This is a genomic window from Pseudomonas sp. ANT_J28 (assembly GCF_008370005.1).
Classification (GTDB): Bacteria; Pseudomonadota; Gammaproteobacteria; order Pseudomonadales; family Pseudomonadaceae; genus Aquipseudomonas; species Aquipseudomonas frigoris.
Genome location: NZ_VOBM01000069.1, coordinates 1 through 17440, shown reverse-complemented (window position 1 = coordinate 17440; position 17440 = coordinate 1). Strand labels below are relative to the sequence as shown.

The 17440-nt window shown below is 60.8% G+C and carries 15 protein-coding genes and 1 pseudogene; 10 read left to right on the top strand and 6 right to left on the bottom strand.

All coding sequences use genetic code 11. From position 1 onward, the window contains the following. Positions 1–213: 213 nt before the first annotated feature. The 5 genes from fabB to FQ187_RS28660 all read right to left on the bottom strand — a co-directional run bounded on the left by fabB (position 214) and on the right by FQ187_RS28660 (position 7164). Positions 214–1434, bottom strand: a complete 1221-nt coding sequence (fabB, locus tag FQ187_RS28680; protein ID WP_134419046.1) for a beta-ketoacyl-ACP synthase I — start codon at positions 1432–1434, stop codon at positions 214–216. 11 nt (positions 1435–1445) lie between these two features. Continuing rightward, complete coding sequence (fabA, locus tag FQ187_RS28675; protein ID WP_008148022.1) at positions 1446–1961, bottom strand: 3-hydroxyacyl-[acyl-carrier-protein] dehydratase FabA; 516 nt, start codon at positions 1959–1961, stop codon at positions 1446–1448. Positions 1962–2208: 247 nt separating this feature from the next. Then, positions 2209–4110, bottom strand: a complete 1902-nt coding sequence (locus tag FQ187_RS28670) for an ATP-binding protein (RefSeq protein WP_149632061.1) — start codon at positions 4108–4110, stop codon at positions 2209–2211. Then, positions 4107–5039: an ABC transporter substrate-binding protein gene (locus FQ187_RS28665; protein WP_149632060.1), complete on the bottom strand. Its 933-nt coding sequence runs from the start codon at positions 5037–5039 to the stop codon at positions 4107–4109. Before FQ187_RS28665 ends, FQ187_RS28670 begins: the two co-directional genes overlap by 4 nt. A gap of 1 nt (position 5040) precedes the next feature. Then, positions 5041–7164, bottom strand: a complete 2124-nt coding sequence (locus FQ187_RS28660) for a TonB-dependent siderophore receptor (RefSeq protein ID WP_149632059.1) — start codon at positions 7162–7164, stop codon at positions 5041–5043. Positions 7165–7360: 196 nt separating this feature from the next. Here FQ187_RS28660 and FQ187_RS28655 point away from each other — a divergent pair, with 196 nt between their 5' ends. From FQ187_RS28655 to FQ187_RS28605, 10 genes and pseudogenes are all read left to right on the top strand, one after another. Continuing rightward, the gene (locus tag FQ187_RS28655) at positions 7361–8386 is read left to right on the top strand and encodes an NAD(P)H-dependent glycerol-3-phosphate dehydrogenase (RefSeq protein ID WP_129437532.1); all 1026 of its coding nucleotides are present in this window, start codon (positions 7361–7363) and stop codon (positions 8384–8386) included. Positions 8387–8405: 19 nt separating this feature from the next. Then, the gene (locus FQ187_RS28650; protein WP_123364751.1) at positions 8406–8753 is read left to right on the top strand and encodes a DUF4389 domain-containing protein; all 348 of its coding nucleotides are present in this window, start codon (positions 8406–8408) and stop codon (positions 8751–8753) included. Next, positions 8750–9202, top strand: a complete 453-nt coding sequence (sixA, locus tag FQ187_RS28645) for a phosphohistidine phosphatase SixA (protein WP_149632058.1) — start codon at positions 8750–8752, stop codon at positions 9200–9202. Before FQ187_RS28650 ends, sixA begins: the two co-directional genes overlap by 4 nt. Before the next feature lie 246 nt (positions 9203–9448). Then, positions 9449–11116, top strand: a pseudogene (locus tag FQ187_RS28635) (AMP-binding protein). Positions 11117–11148: 32 nt separating this feature from the next. Then, entirely contained in the window at positions 11149–11592 is a 444-nt protein-coding gene (locus FQ187_RS28630) for a hotdog fold thioesterase (protein WP_056743253.1), read from the top strand. A gap of 278 nt (positions 11593–11870) precedes the next feature. Continuing rightward, positions 11871–12677 carry an alpha/beta fold hydrolase gene (locus tag FQ187_RS28625; RefSeq protein ID WP_149632057.1) on the top strand — a complete coding sequence of 269 codons (807 nt, stop codon included), beginning with the start codon at positions 11871–11873 and terminating at the stop codon, positions 12675–12677. Further along, positions 12674–13528 carry an alpha/beta hydrolase gene (locus tag FQ187_RS28620; RefSeq protein WP_149632056.1) on the top strand — a complete coding sequence of 285 codons (855 nt, stop codon included), beginning with the start codon at positions 12674–12676 and terminating at the stop codon, positions 13526–13528. The genes FQ187_RS28625 and FQ187_RS28620 overlap by 4 nt, the downstream gene beginning before the upstream one ends. A gap of 50 nt (positions 13529–13578) precedes the next feature. Continuing rightward, entirely contained in the window at positions 13579–14238 is a 660-nt protein-coding gene (locus tag FQ187_RS28615) for a glutathione S-transferase family protein (protein WP_149632055.1), read from the top strand. Positions 14239–14246: 8 nt separating this feature from the next. Further along, entirely contained in the window at positions 14247–15053 is an 807-nt protein-coding gene (locus tag FQ187_RS28610; RefSeq protein WP_149632054.1) for a DUF4892 domain-containing protein, read from the top strand. Positions 15054–15122: 69 nt separating this feature from the next. Then, complete coding sequence (locus FQ187_RS28605; RefSeq protein WP_149632053.1) at positions 15123–16178, top strand: AI-2E family transporter; 1056 nt, start codon at positions 15123–15125, stop codon at positions 16176–16178. 80 nt (positions 16179–16258) lie between these two features. Here the strand turns inward: FQ187_RS28605 and xopAW are convergent, their stop codons facing one another. Then, positions 16259–17104: a XopAW family type III secretion system calcium-binding effector gene (xopAW, locus tag FQ187_RS28600; RefSeq protein ID WP_149632052.1), complete on the bottom strand. Its 846-nt coding sequence runs from the start codon at positions 17102–17104 to the stop codon at positions 16259–16261. Between the last annotated feature and the right edge of the window lie 336 nt (positions 17105–17440).

Sequence of the window (17440 nt, the reverse complement as noted above, 5' to 3'; positions counted from 1 at the left end):
GAAGAAGACAGGGATTGATCAATCGAACTATGATTTTTCATGGACTCGCCCTCGCTGTCGTTGGCTGTTTAGACTGCCACCGTGGCGCATTGACGCCTCGGCTTGGGCGAGTCCATCCAATTACAGGCGCTGCGGTGAATTCATTTCTCAAGGCACAAAAAAAACGCCCCGAACCAGTCGGGGCGTTTTTATGTGCAGCGTAGTGGCGGGGTATTACTTGCCCTGCCAGCGTTTCAGTACCAGCGTAGCGTTGGTGCCACCGAAGCCGAAGCTGTTGCTCATCACGGTGTTGATGGTGGCGTCTTCACGAGTCTTGGTCAGGATCGGCATGTCAGCCACTTCCGGATCCAGTTCGTCGATGTTGGCGGAACCCGCCATGAAGTTGCCTTCCATCATCAGCATGCAGTAGATCGCTTCGTGAACGCCGGCGGCGCCCAGGGAGTGACCCGAAAGGCTCTTGGTGGAGCTGATGGCCGGGGCTTTGTCGCCGAACACTTCACGCACACCTTTCATTTCCATGACGTCGCCGACCGGAGTCGAGGTGCCGTGGGTGTTCAGGTAGTCGATCGGAGCGTCAACGGTGGACATGGCCATCTGCATGCAGCGGATGGCGCCTTCGCCGCTAGGGGCGACCATGTCGTAGCCATCGGAGGTCGCGCCGTAGCCAACGATTTCCGCGTAGATCTTCGCGCCGCGGGCCAGAGCGTGTTCCAGCTCTTCGACCACGACCATGCCGCCACCGCCGGCGATGACGAAACCGTCACGCTTGGCGTCGTAGGCACGGGAAGCCTTTTCCGGGGTTTCGTTGTACTGGCTGGACAGTGCGCCCATGGCGTCGAACAGGAACGATTGGCTCCAATGTTCTTCTTCACCGCCGCCGGCGAACACGATGTCCTGCTTGCCCATCTGGATCTGTTCCATGGCGGTACCGATGCAGTGAGCACTGGTGGCACAGGCAGAAGCGATGGAGTAGTTCAGGCCCTTGATCTTGAACGGCGTGGCCAGGCAAGCGGAAACGGTGCTGCTCATGGTCCGCGTGACGCGGTATGGGCCGACGCGTTTGACGCCTTTCTCGCGCAGGATGTCCAGCGCTTCCATCTGATTCAACGTGGAGGCTCCACCGGAGCCGGCGATCAGGCCGGTACGCGGATTGGAGACTTGCTCATCGGTCAGACCGGAGTCGGCGATGGCGTCTTTCATGGCCAGGTAGGCGTAAGCCGCCGCGTGGCCGACGAAGCGATAGATCTTGCGATCGATCAGCTCTTCGAGGGGAAGGTCAATGGAGCCGGAAACCTGGCTACGCAGACCCATTTCGGCATATTCCGGGTTGAACCGGATGCCAGGGCGGCTTGCACGCAGGTTAGCGGAGACGGTCTCTTTGTCATTGCCCAGGCACGAAACGATGCCCAGACCAGTGATAACGACGCGGCGCATGCGGATAACCCTTAGAAGTTGTCAGTGGATGTGAAAACGCCGACCCGAAGGCCTTCGGCGGTATAGATCTCGCGGCCGTCGACGCTGACCGAACCATCGGCGATGGCCAGGTTCAGCTTGCCCTTCAGTACGCGCTTGATCTGAATGTTATAGGTTACTTTCTTGGCGGTCGGCAGAACCTGACCGAAGAATTTCACTTCGCCCGAACCCAGGGCGCGACCGCGGCCCGGCAGACCTTGCCAGCCGAGGAAGAAGCCGACCAGTTGCCACATGGCGTCGAGGCCCAGGCAGCCCGGCATCACCGGATCACCTTCGAAGTGGCAGGCGAAGAACCACAGGTCCGGAGTGATATCCAGCTCGGCGACCAATTCACCCTTGCCGTACTTGCCACCCTCGGCGCTGATATGGGTGATGCGATCCACCATCAACATGTTCGGGGCGGGCAGTTGTGCGTTACCTGGGCCGAACAGCTCACCGCGACTGCACCGCAGCAGGTCTTCCCGAGTAAAGGCGTTTTGTTGGGTCATGCGAGCTCCTCAATAGTCCCATGCGGCAGGTGGGGCAAATCTTCCCGGCCGATCGAAGCGTTCATGCCTCGAGTCAGCAGCCTACTCATAGACTATTGCGTTGTGGTGAAAGTCACAGCACCAAGGACATGAATGTACACTTGTGCACTGAAATTATTATTCAAGCCCCTTTTCGGGCCTGTTCGGGTGCCTAAGACTGCCGCACTTTCGCCTTTCACGCCAGTCGCAGATAGCCGAAAGGCCTGCACTACTGCACCCAGCGCTGCAGAATTTGCTGCAAATCTGTGCGTTTGAAGGGCTTGGCCAGGTAATCGTTCATTCCCGCCGATAAACAGGCTTCGCGGTCGCCCTGCAAGGCGTTGGCGGTCAGCGCGATGATCGGCAAGTCTGTGCAGCCAGGTAATTGGCGAATCTGTCGGGTAGCCTCGTAGCCGTCGATGATCGGTAGCCGACAGTCCATCAGAATAGCCTCGAAAATCAGACTCTCCGCACTGCGCACTGCCTGGGCCCCATCGGTGGCGACGCTGACAGTAAAGCCCAGACTGCGCAACATTGCTTCGATGACCGTCTGATTGACCGGATTGTCTTCCACCAGCAACACGTTACGCCCCTCGCCATCACCGCTGCCGGTCGGTGCGCGCGGCGCCCGCACGGGCAGCGTCTGTTTATAGAGCGCCAGCGGGATTTCCAGGGTGAACACCGAGCCGCGACCTTCCTCGCTCTGGGCGCGCAACGTGCCGCCCATGCGTTCAGCCAGCGTGCGAGCAATCGGTAGGCCCAGCCCGGTGCCACCGTATCGCCTTGAAATAGAGCTGTCGGCCTGCTGGAAGGCGTTGAACATCAATTCCAGGCTTTCAGCCGAAATACCAATCCCGCTGTCGCGCACGGTGCAGGTGAACCACAGCAGTTCGTGATCCAGCGACTGCCATTGCGGCTCGATGCTGACGCGGCCCTGTTCGGTGAATTTCAGCGCATTGCCGATCAGGTTGACCAGGATCTGCCGGATCCGCGTCGGGTCGCCCTGCACCTGCAACGCGCGCATGTTGTCCGGAATCGACAGCGCCAGGTCGAGCTCGCGTTGCACGGCGCTGTGCGAGAACGACTGGGCGCAACTGCCGATAAGGTCCGCAAGGTTGAATGGAATGTGCTCCAGCTCCAGTTCCGAACGCTCGATGCGCGAGAAATCGAGAATGTCGTTGATGACTTTGAGCAGGTGTTCGGTGGACTCCGAGGCGAGCGCCGCGTATTCGACCTGCTCCTCGGTCATCTCGGTGGTTTCCAGCAGTTGCAGCATGCCCAGCACGCCATTCATCGGCGTGCGCAGTTCGTGGCTCATCATCGCGAGGAAATCGGATTTGGCGTTGTTGGCCTTTTCCGCTTCCTCGCGAGTTTGAATCAACTGCGCCATCGCTTGATGCTGTTCGCGACTGGCTTGTTCGAGCCCGTTGGCGAGGTTGTTGATGTGTTGCGACAGCGCGCCCAGTTCAGTGTCGTCGACGATCGGCAGCGGCGTTTTGTAGTCGCCGTCCTGAATCGCCTTGACCGCGTTGCCGATGTCGCGGATCGGTTGCGACAGGTTGCCGGCGAGTCGGCGGGCGAGCAGAAAAGTAAACAGCAGGGCGAACAGCGCCAGGATCCCGGCCTTGAGCAGGATTTCCTGCTGACGCTGGCTGAAGGCGTCATTGGACAGCCCGACGATCACCCGACCCAGATAATCCTCGGTGGGCGCCGTGTTGGCGACGCGGCTGCCCTGCAGAAAATCATTGTGCAGCTGGATGCGTTGCAGCCGCACCGGGGCCTGGAACACTTCGACCTGGTGCGAGCGGGTGTGGGTTTCCGACGGTTGCTCGACGTACACCAGAATCCGGTTGGCACTGTCCTGGACTTCCAGAAAGCGCACATTGGGCGTGGCCAGGGTGGCCTTGAGCAAACTGTCGAGCACCTCGTTGTTGCCCGAGATCACTCCGTATTCGGTGGCCGGCGCCAGTTGGTTGGCGATCAGCTGCCCGGTGTGGTTGAGCTCCTGACGTAGGTCCTGGATCCGCACGAAGGTGAAGAAGCTGATCAACAGCAACGTCAGCAACAGGGCAGGGCCGAGGCTGATAATTTGTGTGCGGGTGTTGATGTCCCAACGGCGACGGAAGGTCATGGGCGATTTTCTCCTTCGGCCAACTGTGTTGCGACAGACGCTTCATTTATCTGTTCAATCCCTAATGAACGAGCCACTTGCGGGTTGCTTAAGACTTTGAAGCGTTGCGGGTAGTGCGTGCGTGGCCACGTGGCCGGTGGCCGGTCGAGCAGTTCGTCGAGCATCGCCAGCCAATCGCTCTGATCGCTGTAGGTGCTGGCCAGGCTCCCGGCCCTGACGAACCCGGCGTTAGGGCCGATCAGCGCCAGTTGCCGTGCATAGCTGCTGAGCAACAGGTTTTTCGCGGTTTTCGGGTTGTACAGATCGGGGTCGTCAAGGCCAAGCAAAACGTCGCTGTTCTTCAGCAAGGATTGCAGCGGCCGGCTGTCGTTGGTGTTATCCCAGCGCTCGGTGACCACCTCAAGGCCCAGGGAATGAGCGGCCTGATGCAATTCTTTCAAGAGGAATTCGCTGTGGCTGTCGAAGAGCACGCCGACCCGTTTGGCCTGAGGCAGCAGCAGTCGGGTCAGGCGCAATTGTCGGTCCAGGGGCGGGTCGCTCCAGAGCAGGCTGAGGCGCGGGGGCAGGGTGGCCCCCAGATGCTGACGAGCTTGCAGGCGGCTGATGCGCAGCACCAGCGTCGCCGGGCCCTGGGTGTCTTGCAGGCGCCAGTCGAGGCTCGGCAGGTCGAGCAGAATCAAACGGGTGCCGGCGGGCAGTTTGCCTGGCACCGGCAGACTGGCCAGTGGCTGGAAGCGCACGTTATCGGCGGGCCGCAAGGCGCTCAGGGCCTGGGTGAAGGATTGCATGCCCGGGCTGTCCTCGGCGCCGGTCAGCAAAATGTCCGCGGCGCTGGCCGCCAGGCTGCTCAGCAGCCCAGCAAACACCAGGCACAACCCGACCAGCAGGCGGCCAAGGATTGGCGTCTTGCGTGACGGGCTATAGAGCATCTTAGAACGCCAGCTCTGCGCTGAAGTAAAGCACCCGGCGCTCGTCGTAGTTGTTGTCGACGAAGGTTGTGGGCTGGCTGTCGAGGCGTTGCTGGAGCACACCGGCCAGTTCTAGGCTGGCCTTGCCCAGGCCGATGCGTTTGGCGATGCGCGTGTCGACCCGTTCGAAGCGGTAGCCGTTCAGGGCATCGTCACCATAGTAGAAGAGCGCGCTGTTCCAGCCATGACCCCAGTTGCGCAGCCAACCGGCGGAACCGCTGTTTCGGGCAGTTTGTTGTGCATCCAGTGGGTTGCTCGCCTCGGCATCGACGTAGGCATACGTCAGGCGCAGGCGATCGGCGCTGCTGATTCGCCAGTCGAGCTGGGTTTCTGTCCCGGAGAAGCGCGCGCTGTTTGAGTTGCTGGCGATGTACTGATTGTTGCGCAGCGGTTCGCTGATCATCCCGGTGATTTCGTCGTAGAACAGCTTCACATCGACCGCCAGCCCCACTTCGGCAAAGTAGCCGTTGTAGCCTAGTTCCCGGGAGCGCATGTGTTCCTGTTCGAGGTTACCGGGGCCACGGGTCTTGACGAAATAACGGGCACTGGACTGGCCATAGGCACCGGGTCGCAGGTTCTTTACCTGATAGCTCCAGTTGACGTTGTTCTCGAACATGTCCGGCGAGCGGATGGCTTCCGAATACACCGCTCTCAGGCCATGGCGCGGGTTGATCAGGTAGTTGACGGCCACCCGGGGGGTGAGCGAACTGCCGATCAATTGCGTGTCTTCGAACATCGCACCGCCCTGCAGCAACCAATGCTCGGTGGCGCGCCACTCGAGTTGGCCGAACGCCCGCCAGGTGGTGTCGTCGAGGGTGCCATTGAAGTAGGTCTCGGAATCTGCCCGGTCGTAACGATAGTTCATGCCGCTGACCAGCCGCAGACTGTCGGACAGGCTGAGGGTGTCCTGCACTTCAAGGTCGTAGCGCGATTCCCGGGTGCTCTGGTCAATATCGCCACAGAGGGTTTGCCGGGCGCCGTTTCGCCATTGGTCCAACACTTGATTGGCCAGTGCCCGCTGGGCCGGGTCACCTGCTGGCGCGCCGGGGCCGGTGTAGCGCTCCATGTTGCGCGCCAGGCGTTCGGTGTAATTCGGGTTGAGCTGCCAGAGCTCGGTCAACTGCGGGCTGAACGAAACCTCGGCATCGCAGGCACGCCAGGTTTGCTGGCGATCCCAGTGCTGCGCCGAGCCCTGGATGTAAAGGCTGTGATCGGGATTGATGTCGAGGTTCCAGCGCAGCGAGCCGGCGTAGTCCTTGGCGATGACGTCGGAATTGTTCCCGGCAGCGGTAATCCCCGAGAAGACCGGGCGGTAGGTATACGGCCGCTGGTTGCTCCCGTCCTTGGCATTCAATTGCCAGTCGATACTCTGGTTTTCAGTGAGCGTCTGGCTGACCGCGAGGTTGAAGCGATTCAAGCGGCGGCTGTCGCGGTAATCGGCACCGTTACGGTCCGAGTCGAAGCCGTCGTCTTTCTGACCGGACAGTGACAGGCGCAGGTCGCCGCCGTCCCAGCCCACGCCCTGGCTGGCGTAAAAGTCGTCGATGCCGCGCTGCCCTCGGGTGACTTTCATTCGCGTGCCGTGGCTGTCGGCCGGGTTGCGCGTGATGATGTTGACCACCGCCATCAGAGCATTGGCGCCATAGCTGACGGTGTTCGGGCCGCGAAAAACTTCGATGCGCTCGATGTCCTCCATGGCCACCGGAATGTCACTCCAGTCCACCGTGGCCAGGCCTGCGCGGTACACCGAACGGCCGTCGATCAACACTTGCATGCGTCGCGCTTCGGTCGCATTGGTGCCGTGATAGTTCACCGCCGCCTGATTGCCGTTGATGTTGCCGACCATCATTCCCGGCACCAGTCGCAGCAACTCACTGATGTCCCGGGCGCCACTGGCATTGATCAGTTCGCTGTCGATCACCGTCATGCTTCCCGGTACCGCGGCCGGCGACTGCTTGAGTCGCGTCGCGGTCAATACTGGCGGCAGCGGCTCGCTGTCGAGGAACAAGTCGTCGGCGAGCAATGGCGAGCTGAAGATCAGCGCCAGTACCAGCGGCGAGCGAGGTGATGGAGAGCCAAACGACACAACACATCCTTGGTAGCGAACAATTGGCGCGCATGTTAACCGAGCGCAATGACTTTTCCAGTCACGTTGTGGGCATTTTCCTCGGTTTTCTTGGTCTTCTTCCTACAAGTGTCGGTAATTGATGCAGGGGCTGGCCGCCACTGGACCGCTCCGTATAATGCCGACATCGCCACTGGTATGGATTAACGGATTGCATATGACTGAACAGCGCCCAATTGCGGTCCTGGGAGGCGGAAGTTTTGGTACCGCCGTGGCTAACCTGCTGGCCGAGAACGGGCATCAGGTCCGGCTATGGATGCGTGACCCCGAGCAGGCCGAGGCCATTCGGGTCAATCGCGAGAACCCGCGTTACCTCAAAGGCATCAAGATTCTGCCGGCCGTGGAAGCGGTCACCGACCTGCTGGCCACTCTGCAAGCCTGCGACTTGTGCTTCGTCGCACTGCCGTCCAGCGCGCTGCGCTCGGTATTGATGCCGCACGCCGAACGTTTGAGCGGCAAGTTGCTGGTGAGCCTGACCAAAGGCATCGAAGCCCACACCTTCAAATTGATGAGCGAAATCCTCGAAGAGATCGCCCCGCAAGCGCGCATCGGCGTGCTGTCCGGGCCGAACCTGGCCCGTGAAATCGCCGAACACGCGCTGACCGCCACGGTGGTCGCCAGCGAAGACGAAGAACTCTGCCAGCGGGTCCAGGAGGCGTTGCATGGCCGGACCTTTCGCGTATACGCCAGCGCCGACCGCTTCGGCGTGGAGTTGGGCGGGGCGCTGAAAAACGTCTACGCAATCATCGCCGGCATGGCGGTGGCGCTGGGCATGGGCGAAAACACCAAGAGCATGCTGATCACCCGGGCGCTGGCGGAAATGACCCGCTTTGCGGTGAATCAGGGCGCCAACCCGATGACCTTCCTCGGTTTGGCGGGCGTCGGCGATTTGATCGTCACCTGCTCGTCGCCGAAAAGCCGTAACTACCAGGTCGGATTCGCCCTCGGCCAGGGCTTGAGTCTGGAAGATGCGGTCACCCGCCTGGGCGAAGTCGCCGAAGGCGTGAACACCCTTAAGGTGCTCAAGGCCAAGGCTCAGGAGGTGGGCGTGTACATGCCGCTGGTCGCCGGGCTGCACGCGATCCTGTTCGAAGGGCGCACGCTTAATCAGGTGATTGAACTGTTGATGCGTGCCGAACCGAAAACCGACGTCGATTTTATTTCCACCAGTGGTTTCAACTGAGCATCAGGGAGAGCGAGACATGAACGATCCGAAAACAGAGGACAAGTACGAATCCATCCTGCTGCGCGTGTTGTGGATGATCGTCTACGTGCTGGTCTGGCAAGTGGCGCAATTCATCCTCGGCGCTGTGGTGCTGGTGCAGTTGATCTATCGTTTGATCTATGGCGCCCCGAGCGCCAGCCTGATGAACTTCGGCGACAGCCTGAGCCAGTTTCTGGCGCAGATCGGTCGTTTCGGCAGCTTCCACAGCGACCAGAAACCGTGGCCGTTCGCCGACTGGCCGACGCCGCGTACACCGGAAGGTGAAGCACCGCACGCTGTGGCGCCAGCCCCGCATCCGGCTCGAGATGAGGAACCGAAACTATGAAACTCTGGGTATTGCGTCATGGTGAAGCCGAGCCACACGGCAAGCGTCCTGATTCGGAACGGGCACTGACTGCCCATGGTCGTGAAGAAGTGCTGCGCACTGCCGCCGAGTTGGCCGGCAAGCCGCTGACCGCGATCTATGCCAGTCCTTACCTGCGCGCGCAGGAGACCGCAGAAATTGTGCGTACAGCGCTGAATTTCGCGCCGGAGATTCGCACCGTCGACTGGCTAACCCCCGACAACCGTCCGCAAGCGGTGGCGGAGCAGTTGGTGTCTGTGGATCACGCGCTGCTGGTCAGTCATAACCCGCTGGTGGGCAACCTGCTGGGTTACCTTCAGCACGGACATGTACAGGACCCGGAAGCAGTCCGCACCGCCGGCCTTGCAGAACTTGAAGGTGATTTGCCGCTGGCCGGCGCGATGAAGCTCAAAGGCATCAAGCACCCATAATCCTGTTTTTACAGGGGGAATGGTTTGCCCGAAACTTGAGAGCGACACCGATCAAGTGTGGGAGCGGGCTTGCTCGCGAAGAGGGTGTGTCAGTCGATATCAATGTTGCCTGACACACCGCTTTCGCGAGCAAGCCCGCTCCCACGGGTTCTGCTTCGCACCTGATATTTTTGTGTGAAATAGTCAACCGAGCAACTGCTTGGTTGACTACGCTTGCTCCAGACCAAAAACAAAGGAGCGAGTCGCATGCCTGCTGCTTTTCGTTTGCCGCTGGACGTCTTCTACGAGCGTGAAGCGCGCCATCCCCGGCAGCGCTTTTTGGTCCAGCCCACGGGCGGCGGAGAGGTCGAGACCCTGACTTGGGCCGACGTCGGCCATCAGGCACGTTGCGCCGCGCATTGGCTGCGCGCACGCGAACTGCCCCAAGGCAGCCACATCGCCCTGATCTCGAAAAACTGCGCGCACTGGATCATCGCTGACCTGGCGATCTGGATGGCCGGCCACGTGTCGGTGCCGCTCTACCCGAACCTCACCGCCGAGACCGTGGCCCAGGTCCTTGAACATTCTGAAGCGGCGCTGGTGTTCATCGGCAAACTCGATGACTGGCCAGGCATGTATCGAGGGGTCAGCCCTGATCTGCCGACGATCAGCCTGCCGTTGCATCCATTCGGCACGTTCGATTTCAGCTGGGCCGACCTGCAAAAGAGCTCACCGATCCAGGACGATCCCAAGCCGTCCGCCGACCAGTTGGCGACCATCATTTACACCTCCGGCACCACCGGCATGCCCAAAGGCGTGATGCACAGTTTCGCCAATCTGGGGTTTGCCACTACTCGCGGCACGCAGTTGTTTGGCTTGAATGAGTCGGATCGACTGCTGTCCTACCTGCCGCTGTGCCATGTCGCCGAGCGGATGTTCGTCGAGCTGGCGTCGATCTACACCGGGCAAACGGTGTTTTTTGCCGAGAGCCTCGACACCTTCCTGGCCGATTTGCGCCGTGCACGTCCGACCGCGCTGTTCGGTGTGCCGAGGATCTGGACCAAATTCCAGATGGGCGTGTACAGCAAGATCCCGGCAAAGCGCCTCGACTTCCTGCTCGGTCTGCCGATTATCGGCAAGCGGGTCGGCCACAAATTCCTGGCCGGGCTCGGGCTGGATGCCTTGCGCATCGCCTTGTCCGGCGCCGCGCCAGTGCCGCAGACCTTGCTGCTGTGGTACCGCAAACTGGGCCTGGATGTACTGGAGGTCTACGGCATGACCGAAAGCTGCGGCTATTCGCACGTTGGCCTGCCGGGCCAGAACAAACCCGGCTGAATCGGCAAGCCCTGCCCGGAGGTCGAGGTGCGGATCGCTGAGTCGGGCGAGGTCATGGTGCGCAGCGGCGCGACCATGCTCGGGTATTTCAAGGAGCCTGAGAAAACCGCAGAAACCATCACCGAGGACGGCTTCCTGCGCACCGGCGACAAGGGCGAGGAAGACGCCGAAGGCAACCTGCGCCTGACTGGGCGCCTGAAAGAAATATTCAAGACCAGCAAAGGCAAATACGTCGCCCCGGCGCCGATCGAAAATCGTCTGGCGGAGCATTCGCGCATCGAGCAGGTGTGCGTGGTGGGCGATGGCCTGAGCGCGCCGCTGGGGCTGTGCGTGCTCTCGGCGGTCGGTCAGCAGGACGCCAGCGGAACGGCGCGGGCGGGCCTGCATTCAAGCCTGGAAAAACTGTTGGAGGAGGTCAATGGCGTCCTCGACAAACACGAACGCTTGCATCGATTGGTGGTGGTCAAGGACAGCTGGGCGGTGGAAAACGGCTTTCTGACGCCGACCCTGAAGATCAAGCGTAACGTGATCGAAGCAGCTTACGGCGCCCGTTTCGAAGAATGGAGCGCGCGCAGCGAAGCGGTGCTGTGGCAGGATTGAGTCACGAATAAAACCAACAAAGGATGTCAGCAATGAGCTTGTGGCGTACCCATCCCAACATTGAGCAGTTGAACGCAATCCAGAAAAACACCATCGGCGAAGTGTTGGATATTCGCTTCGAAGCCTTCGACGACGAGTCCCTGACCGCGAGCATGGTCATCGACCATCGCACTCACCAGCCTTACGGCTTGCTGCACGGCGGCGCCTCGGTGGTGCTGGCCGAAACGGTCGGCTCGATGGCCAGTTACCTGTGCATCGACGCCAGCAAGTTTTACTGCGTGGGCCTGGAAATCAACGCCAACCATTTGCGCGGCTTGCGCAGCGGGCGGGTCACGGCGGTGGCCAAGCCGATTCACATTGGCCGCACGACGCATGTCTGGGATATCCGTTTGACCAGCGATGAGGGCAAGGCCAGTTGTGTGTCGCGGTTGACCATGGCGGTGGTGCCGTTGGGTGAGAATCCGCCCGCCCGCTGAAACGCGATCCCCTGTAGCAGCTGGCGAAGCCTGCGTCCGGCTGCGAAGCAGTCGTAAATCCTGTGACCTCAACCTTCCTGAACCACCGCAGTGAATGGTTTACGACTGCTGCGCAGCCGGACGCAGGCTTCGCCAGCTGCTACAGGGGACTTCATCAGATTTAAGTTTTTGCGACATAGCCATGACCGGACTGTCATCATTCCTGGCACTTACGGTCATTGCTGTAGGACGTCGTCTTACGGACAATCAACCCTTGTTTTCCTTGATGGATCACCGGTATGTCGCAACAGATATTTTTCGCCCACGCCAACGGTTTTCCCTCGGGCACCTACGGCAAGTTGTTCGCGGCGCTGGCGCCCGAGTATCAGGTGACGCATCTGCAGCAGCACGCCCACGACCCGCGTTTTCCGGCGGATGACAACTGGTACAACCTGGTCGACGAGCTGATACATCACCTCAGGCAGCAACCGGAACCGGTGTGGGGCGTCGGCCATTCCTTCGGTGGCGTGCTGCATCTGCACGCGGCGTTGCGGTGCCCCGAGCTCTATCGCGGCGTGGTGATGCTTGATTCGCCGGTGCTGACCCGCGCTGATCAATGGGTGATCCGCGCCGCCAAACGTTTCGGTTTCATCGATCGCCTGACCCCGGCCGGCCGTACGTTGGGACGACGGGAAGAGTTCGCCGATCTGGAGGCGGCCCGACTCTATTTCGCTGGCAAAACCCTGTTTCGCAGTTTCGACCCGGAATGCTTCGACGCTTACCTGCAACACGGCTTGCACAAGGTGGGCGACAGGTTGCGCCTGCGCTTCGACCCGGCCACGGAAATCAGTATCTACCGTGGCGTGCCGCACACCAGCCCCGGCCGCACACGGCAACTGAAAGTGCCGCTGGCGGTGGTTCGGGGGCACAAGAGCCGGGTGGTGATGCGTCATCACGCAAGCCTCGTGGGGCGCTTGCCGCTGGGTGAGTCCCTGACCATGCCTGGCGGCCACATGTTTCCCCTCGAACGTCCCCAGGACACGGCCACGCTGCTGAAGAACCTGCTCAGCCGTTGGGAAGGTCGCCGCCAACAGGATTGCGCATGAGCAACGTCGTTGAAGAAGTTCGCCTGAGCCTGCCGCATATCGAGTTGGCAGCGCACTTGTTCGGCCCCGAAGACGGCATGCCGGTGATCGCCTTGCATGGCTGGCTGGACAACGCCAACAGCTTCGCCCGGCTGGCGCCGAAGCTCACAGGCTTGCGCATTATCGCGCTGGACATGGCCGGACACGGTCATTCCGGGCATCGGCCGACCGGTGCCGGTTACGCGCTGTGGGACTACGCCCATGACGTGCTGCAAGTGGCCGAGCAATTGGGCTGGAAGCGCTTTGGCCTGCTGGGGCATTCCATGGGCGCGATCGTTTCGCTGGTGTTGGCCGGTTCGTTGCCGGAACGCGTGACCCATCTGGCGTTGATCGACGGCATCATTCCTCCTACAGACAAAGGCGAAAACGCTGCCGAACGGATGGGCATGGCCTTGCAAGCGCAGCTGGATTTGCGGGAGAAGCGCAAACCGGTCTACAACACCCTCGACCGGGCCATCGAGGCGCGCATGAAAGGCTTGGTCGCTGTCAGTCGCGAAGCCGCAGAACTGCTGGCCCAACGGGGATTGATGCCGGTGCCGGGCGGTTATACCTGGCGCACCGATAACCGACTGACGTTACCGTCGCCGCTGCGTCTGACCACCGAACAGGCGATGGCCTTCGTCCAGCGAGTCAGTTGTCCTGCAAAACTGGTGGTGGCTGCCGACGGCATGCTCGCCAAACATCCCGAGTTGCTGGAGCGTCTACCCTTTAGCCGTGAACAGCTGCCTGGCGGCCATCATTTGCACCTGAATGACGAACCCGGCGCCGACCTTGTCGCAGACTGTTTCAATCGGTTCTTCGCCGTTCCTTGACTTGCGCCGGGCAACTGTCGAGGCTGGGCGGGTTGAAATGGGAGACAACCATGATAGATCTCTACACCGCTGCGACCCCGAATGGCCACAAGGTCTCTATCGTGCTCGAGGAACTCGGCCTGCCCTACACGGTGCACGCCTTGAGTTTCGACAAAAAGGAACAGAAGTCCGAGGGCTTCCTCAAGATCAATCCCAATGGCCGGATTCCAGCGATTGTCGACCGCGCCAACGGCGATTTCGCTGTGTTTGAATCCGGCGCGATCCTGATTTACCTGGCTGAACTGAGCGGCAAACTGCTGCCAACAGACCCCAAGGGGCGTTCGGTGGTCCTGCAATGGCTGATGTTCCAGATGGGTGGAATCGGCCCGATGCAAGGCCAGGCCAACGTGTTTTTCCGTTATTTCCCGGAGAAACTCCAGGGCGCCATCGATCGCTATCAACATGAAACCCGCCGCCTCTATGAAGTGCTCGACACGCGCCTGCAAGCTGGGGAGTTTCTGGCTGGTGAGTACAGCATTGCCGACATCGCCACTTATCCGTGGGTCCGTGGCCACGAGTGGTCGGGTGTCGAGGTCGACGGTTTGCCGGCCCTGCAGCGCTGGATGGCAACCATGGAGGCGCGTCCGGCGGTACAGCGCGGTTTGCTGGTGCCGGAGCGTATCGATGACGCCAGTATCATCAAGGGTGCCCAGGCCATGCTGATCCGATGAGTCTATCCATGCGTTCACTCAGTCTGCTGTCGCTGTGTTGTTTCAGTCCGCTGTTGTTTGCCGCCGATATTCCGGGCAGTCAGGACCTGCCGATCGTGCCGCGTATGGCCGATGCGCAGATCGTTGACTATCGTCCGGTGGCCGAACTTGAGCGGATCTATCCCCTGGGCTCGATCCGCAAAATCAGCGGCCAGTTGCGCTTTGACGGCCAGGTCGCTGCCCGAGGGCAAACCACGTCGGTGACCTACGAATTGCCACCGGAGCATTCCTCCACCGAGGCCTTCACCGCCGCTCGTGAAGCCTTGCAGAAGCAGGACGCCCAATTGCTGTTCTGGTGCCAGGCCCGTGATTGCGGCGAAAGCAGCCTGTGGGCCAATGATGTCTTCGGCAATGCCAAGCTCTATGGCGCTGATGATCAGCAAGCGTTCTTGCTGTTGCGTCTGGCGGCCCCACAGGACAACACGCTGGTGGCGCTTTACAGCATCACGCGCGGCAATCGCAAAGCTTATCTTCACGTCGAACAGTTTGACGCCGCCGCGCCGCTGGGTGATTTGCTGCCGACTTCTGCAACCTTGCTTCGAGAACTCAAAAGCACCGGTGAACTCGATTTCCCCAAATTGACCGGCGATCCTGACGATGCCTGGCTGCGCCTGATCTCTCGTGGGCTGAATCTGGACACCACGTTGCGGGTCAGTGTTTCCGGGCCGAAGGCCGAAGCCTGGCGTCAGGCATTGATCGGGCAGGGTGTGCGCACCGCCAGGATGGAAGCGGGTAGCGTCGAGGGCGCTGGCTTGCACATCGAACTGTTGCGATAAGCTTTATCAGGCGAACGTACACGCTGCGTTCGCCTACTCTTTTGCGGGCTGACTTTTTTCGAGATTTAGATGATCAATAACGATCGGCTGTTGGTGCAGATCCTGCTCCTGGTGCTGTTTGGCGCGAGCTTCTGGGTGATGGCGCCGTTCTGGTCGGCGCTGTTCTGGGGCGCGGTGCTGGCGTTTGCCAGTTGGCCGCTGATGCGTTTGCTGACGCGTTTGCTCAATGGTCGCGAATCTCTGGCGGCCGCAGTGCTGACGCTGTGCTGGATGTTACTGGTGGCGTTGCCGTTGGTTTGGCTGGGGTTCAACCTCGCGGACCATGTGCGCGATGCCACGGCGTTCATCAAGGATGTGCAGGTCGACGGGCTGCCGGAAGCGCCGACCTGGCTGGGCAGTATTCCCTTGGTGGGCGAGCGGCTGGTGGGGGTCTGGAACAGCATCGATCAGCAGGGCGCGGCGATGATGCTGGCGGTCAAACCTTATCTGGGTCAGGTCGGCAATTGGTTGCTGGCGCGCAGTGCGCAGATTGGTGGCGGGATACTTGAGCTGACGTTGAGTATCGTCTTCGTGTTCTTTTTCTACCGTGACGGGCCGCGTCTGGCGGCGTTTGTTCACGGGTTGCTGGAACGTCTGATTGGTGACCGTGCCGGGTATTACATCGAATTGGTGGCGGGCACGGTGCAGCGGGTGGTGAACGGCGTGATCGGGACAGCGGCGGCCCAGGCGGTTCTGGCGTTGATCGGGTTTTTGATTGCCGGGGTGCCCGGGGCGCTGGTGCTGGGGATCGTCACGTTTTTGTTGAGCCTGATTCCGATGGGGCCGCCGCTGGTGTGGATTCCGGCCACGGCCTGGCTGGCCTGGAAGGGCGAGTACGGGATGGCGGTGTTTCTCGGAATTTGGGGGACGTTCATCATCAGTGGCGTCGACAACGTGCTCAAACCGTACCTGATCAGCCGGGGCGGGAATTTGCCGTTGGTGATTGTGCTGCTCGGGGTGTTTGGCGGGTTGATTGCCTTTGGGTTTATTGGTTTGTTTATCGGCCCGACGTTGTTGGCGGTGGCCTACAGCCTGCTGAACGACTGGAGCAAGAGTCAGGCTCGGGTTGAGGATCGCCGGCCCTGAGATTTTTGTTGGGGCTTAGGGCCTCTTCGCGGGCAAGCCTCTAGACCGTAGGAGCGAGGCTTGCCCGCGAAGCTTTTGACTTATGTGGCCTCGTTCAGGTATTTGCCCACGGTCGCCACGTTGTCGAGCGAGTACTGCTTGCTCAGGTTGGCGATCATTTTGTTCAGAGCTTCGGTCACGTTCGACTGAGCGGTGGAACTGTCGGTGTTTCGCTCGCGGCCGGCTTGCAACGCCGCTTTCAACTCGTCGCTGCTGACACCGCCATTGCTGTCGCTATCCAGCACTTTGAGCAACGCGGCGCTGGTATCGGTGCTGGTCGATGAGGTGCTGCTGGTCTGCAACGCGCTGGTCAGTTCGGTGGCGCTGACACTGCCGTCGCTGTCCGCATCGAGCTGGCTGAACAGTTCTTCGCTGGACACTTGTTGAGGTGGCGGCGGAGGCGGGGCGAGGCTGGCGGCGAGTTCGTCCTGGCTGACGGAGCCGTCTTCGTTCTTGTCCAGGGCCGAGAAGATTTCTGTGCTGTCGGCGCTGCTGCCGGCGTTGGCCAGGCCGTTGCTCAGTTCATCGCTGCTGATGGCGCCGTCACCGTCGGCGTCCAGGGCGCTGATCAGCGCGTCAGCCAGTTCGGTGTTCGGTGCCTGGTCCCGTGGCGGCGGCGGAGGGGGCATCGCGGCCATTTCTTCACTGCTCAGGCTGCCGCTTTCGTCGCTGTCCAGGTCGGCGAAATTCTTGCTCAGGCTGACCAGCAGACCGTCGTCGGTTTTCTGCGACAGGGCGCTCTTGAGTTCATCCTGATCCACCGCGCCATCGCTGTTGCTGTCGAGTTTGGCGAGCAATTCTTTCTGAAATTGCTGGCTACGGGCGGTACTGGTGGTGGTGCTATTGGTGCTGGTATAGCTCGTATAACTGCTGACGCTACCGATCATTGCGCTCACTCCTTGGAATGGATAACCGGTGGGTGCACCGGCTTATGCAGCCTCAAGGGGCAAGTTGTCGTGGGTATGTGAGGTTTGTACCTAACAGTACACAGAGCACGACAGATCCGTGTAGCAGCTGGCGAAGCCTGCGTTCGGCTGCGAAGCAGTCGTGAGACCATCCATCGCGGTGTTTCAGGACGATTGATGTGGCAGGATCTACGACTGCTACGCAGCCGAACGCAGGCTTCGCCAGCTGCTATGTATGGACTCGCCCCCACTGTCTACCCGCTTTTGAAAAACCGCCGCCCCGTTGCCTCTATGTATCAGGCCTATTCGAAGAAGCCG

Coding starts and splice junctions, on each gene's coding strand:
- FQ187_RS28625 (WP_149632057.1), top strand. CDS start 11,871: ATGTCGCAACAGATATTTTTCGCCCACGCCAACGGTTTTCCCTCGGGC.
- FQ187_RS28620 (WP_149632056.1), top strand. CDS start 12,674: ATGAGCAACGTCGTTGAAGAAGTTCGCCTGAGCCTGCCGCATATCGAG.
- FQ187_RS28670 (WP_149632061.1), bottom strand. CDS start 4,110: ATGACCTTCCGTCGCCGTTGGGACATCAACACCCGCACACAAATTATC.
- sixA (WP_149632058.1), top strand. CDS start 8,750: ATGAAACTCTGGGTATTGCGTCATGGTGAAGCCGAGCCACACGGCAAG.
- fabB (WP_134419046.1), bottom strand. CDS start 1,434: ATGCGCCGCGTCGTTATCACTGGTCTGGGCATCGTTTCGTGCCTGGGC.
- xopAW (WP_149632052.1), bottom strand. CDS start 17,104: ATGATCGGTAGCGTCAGCAGTTATACGAGCTATACCAGCACCAATAGC.
- FQ187_RS28630 (WP_056743253.1), top strand. CDS start 11,149: ATGAGCTTGTGGCGTACCCATCCCAACATTGAGCAGTTGAACGCAATC.
- fabA (WP_008148022.1), bottom strand. CDS start 1,961: ATGACCCAACAAAACGCCTTTACTCGGGAAGACCTGCTGCGGTGCAGT.
- FQ187_RS28605 (WP_149632053.1), top strand. CDS start 15,123: ATGATCAATAACGATCGGCTGTTGGTGCAGATCCTGCTCCTGGTGCTG.
- FQ187_RS28610 (WP_149632054.1), top strand. CDS start 14,247: ATGCGTTCACTCAGTCTGCTGTCGCTGTGTTGTTTCAGTCCGCTGTTG.
- FQ187_RS28665 (WP_149632060.1), bottom strand. CDS start 5,039: ATGCTCTATAGCCCGTCACGCAAGACGCCAATCCTTGGCCGCCTGCTG.
- FQ187_RS28615 (WP_149632055.1), top strand. CDS start 13,579: ATGATAGATCTCTACACCGCTGCGACCCCGAATGGCCACAAGGTCTCT.
- FQ187_RS28655 (WP_129437532.1), top strand. CDS start 7,361: ATGACTGAACAGCGCCCAATTGCGGTCCTGGGAGGCGGAAGTTTTGGT.
- FQ187_RS28650 (WP_123364751.1), top strand. CDS start 8,406: ATGAACGATCCGAAAACAGAGGACAAGTACGAATCCATCCTGCTGCGC.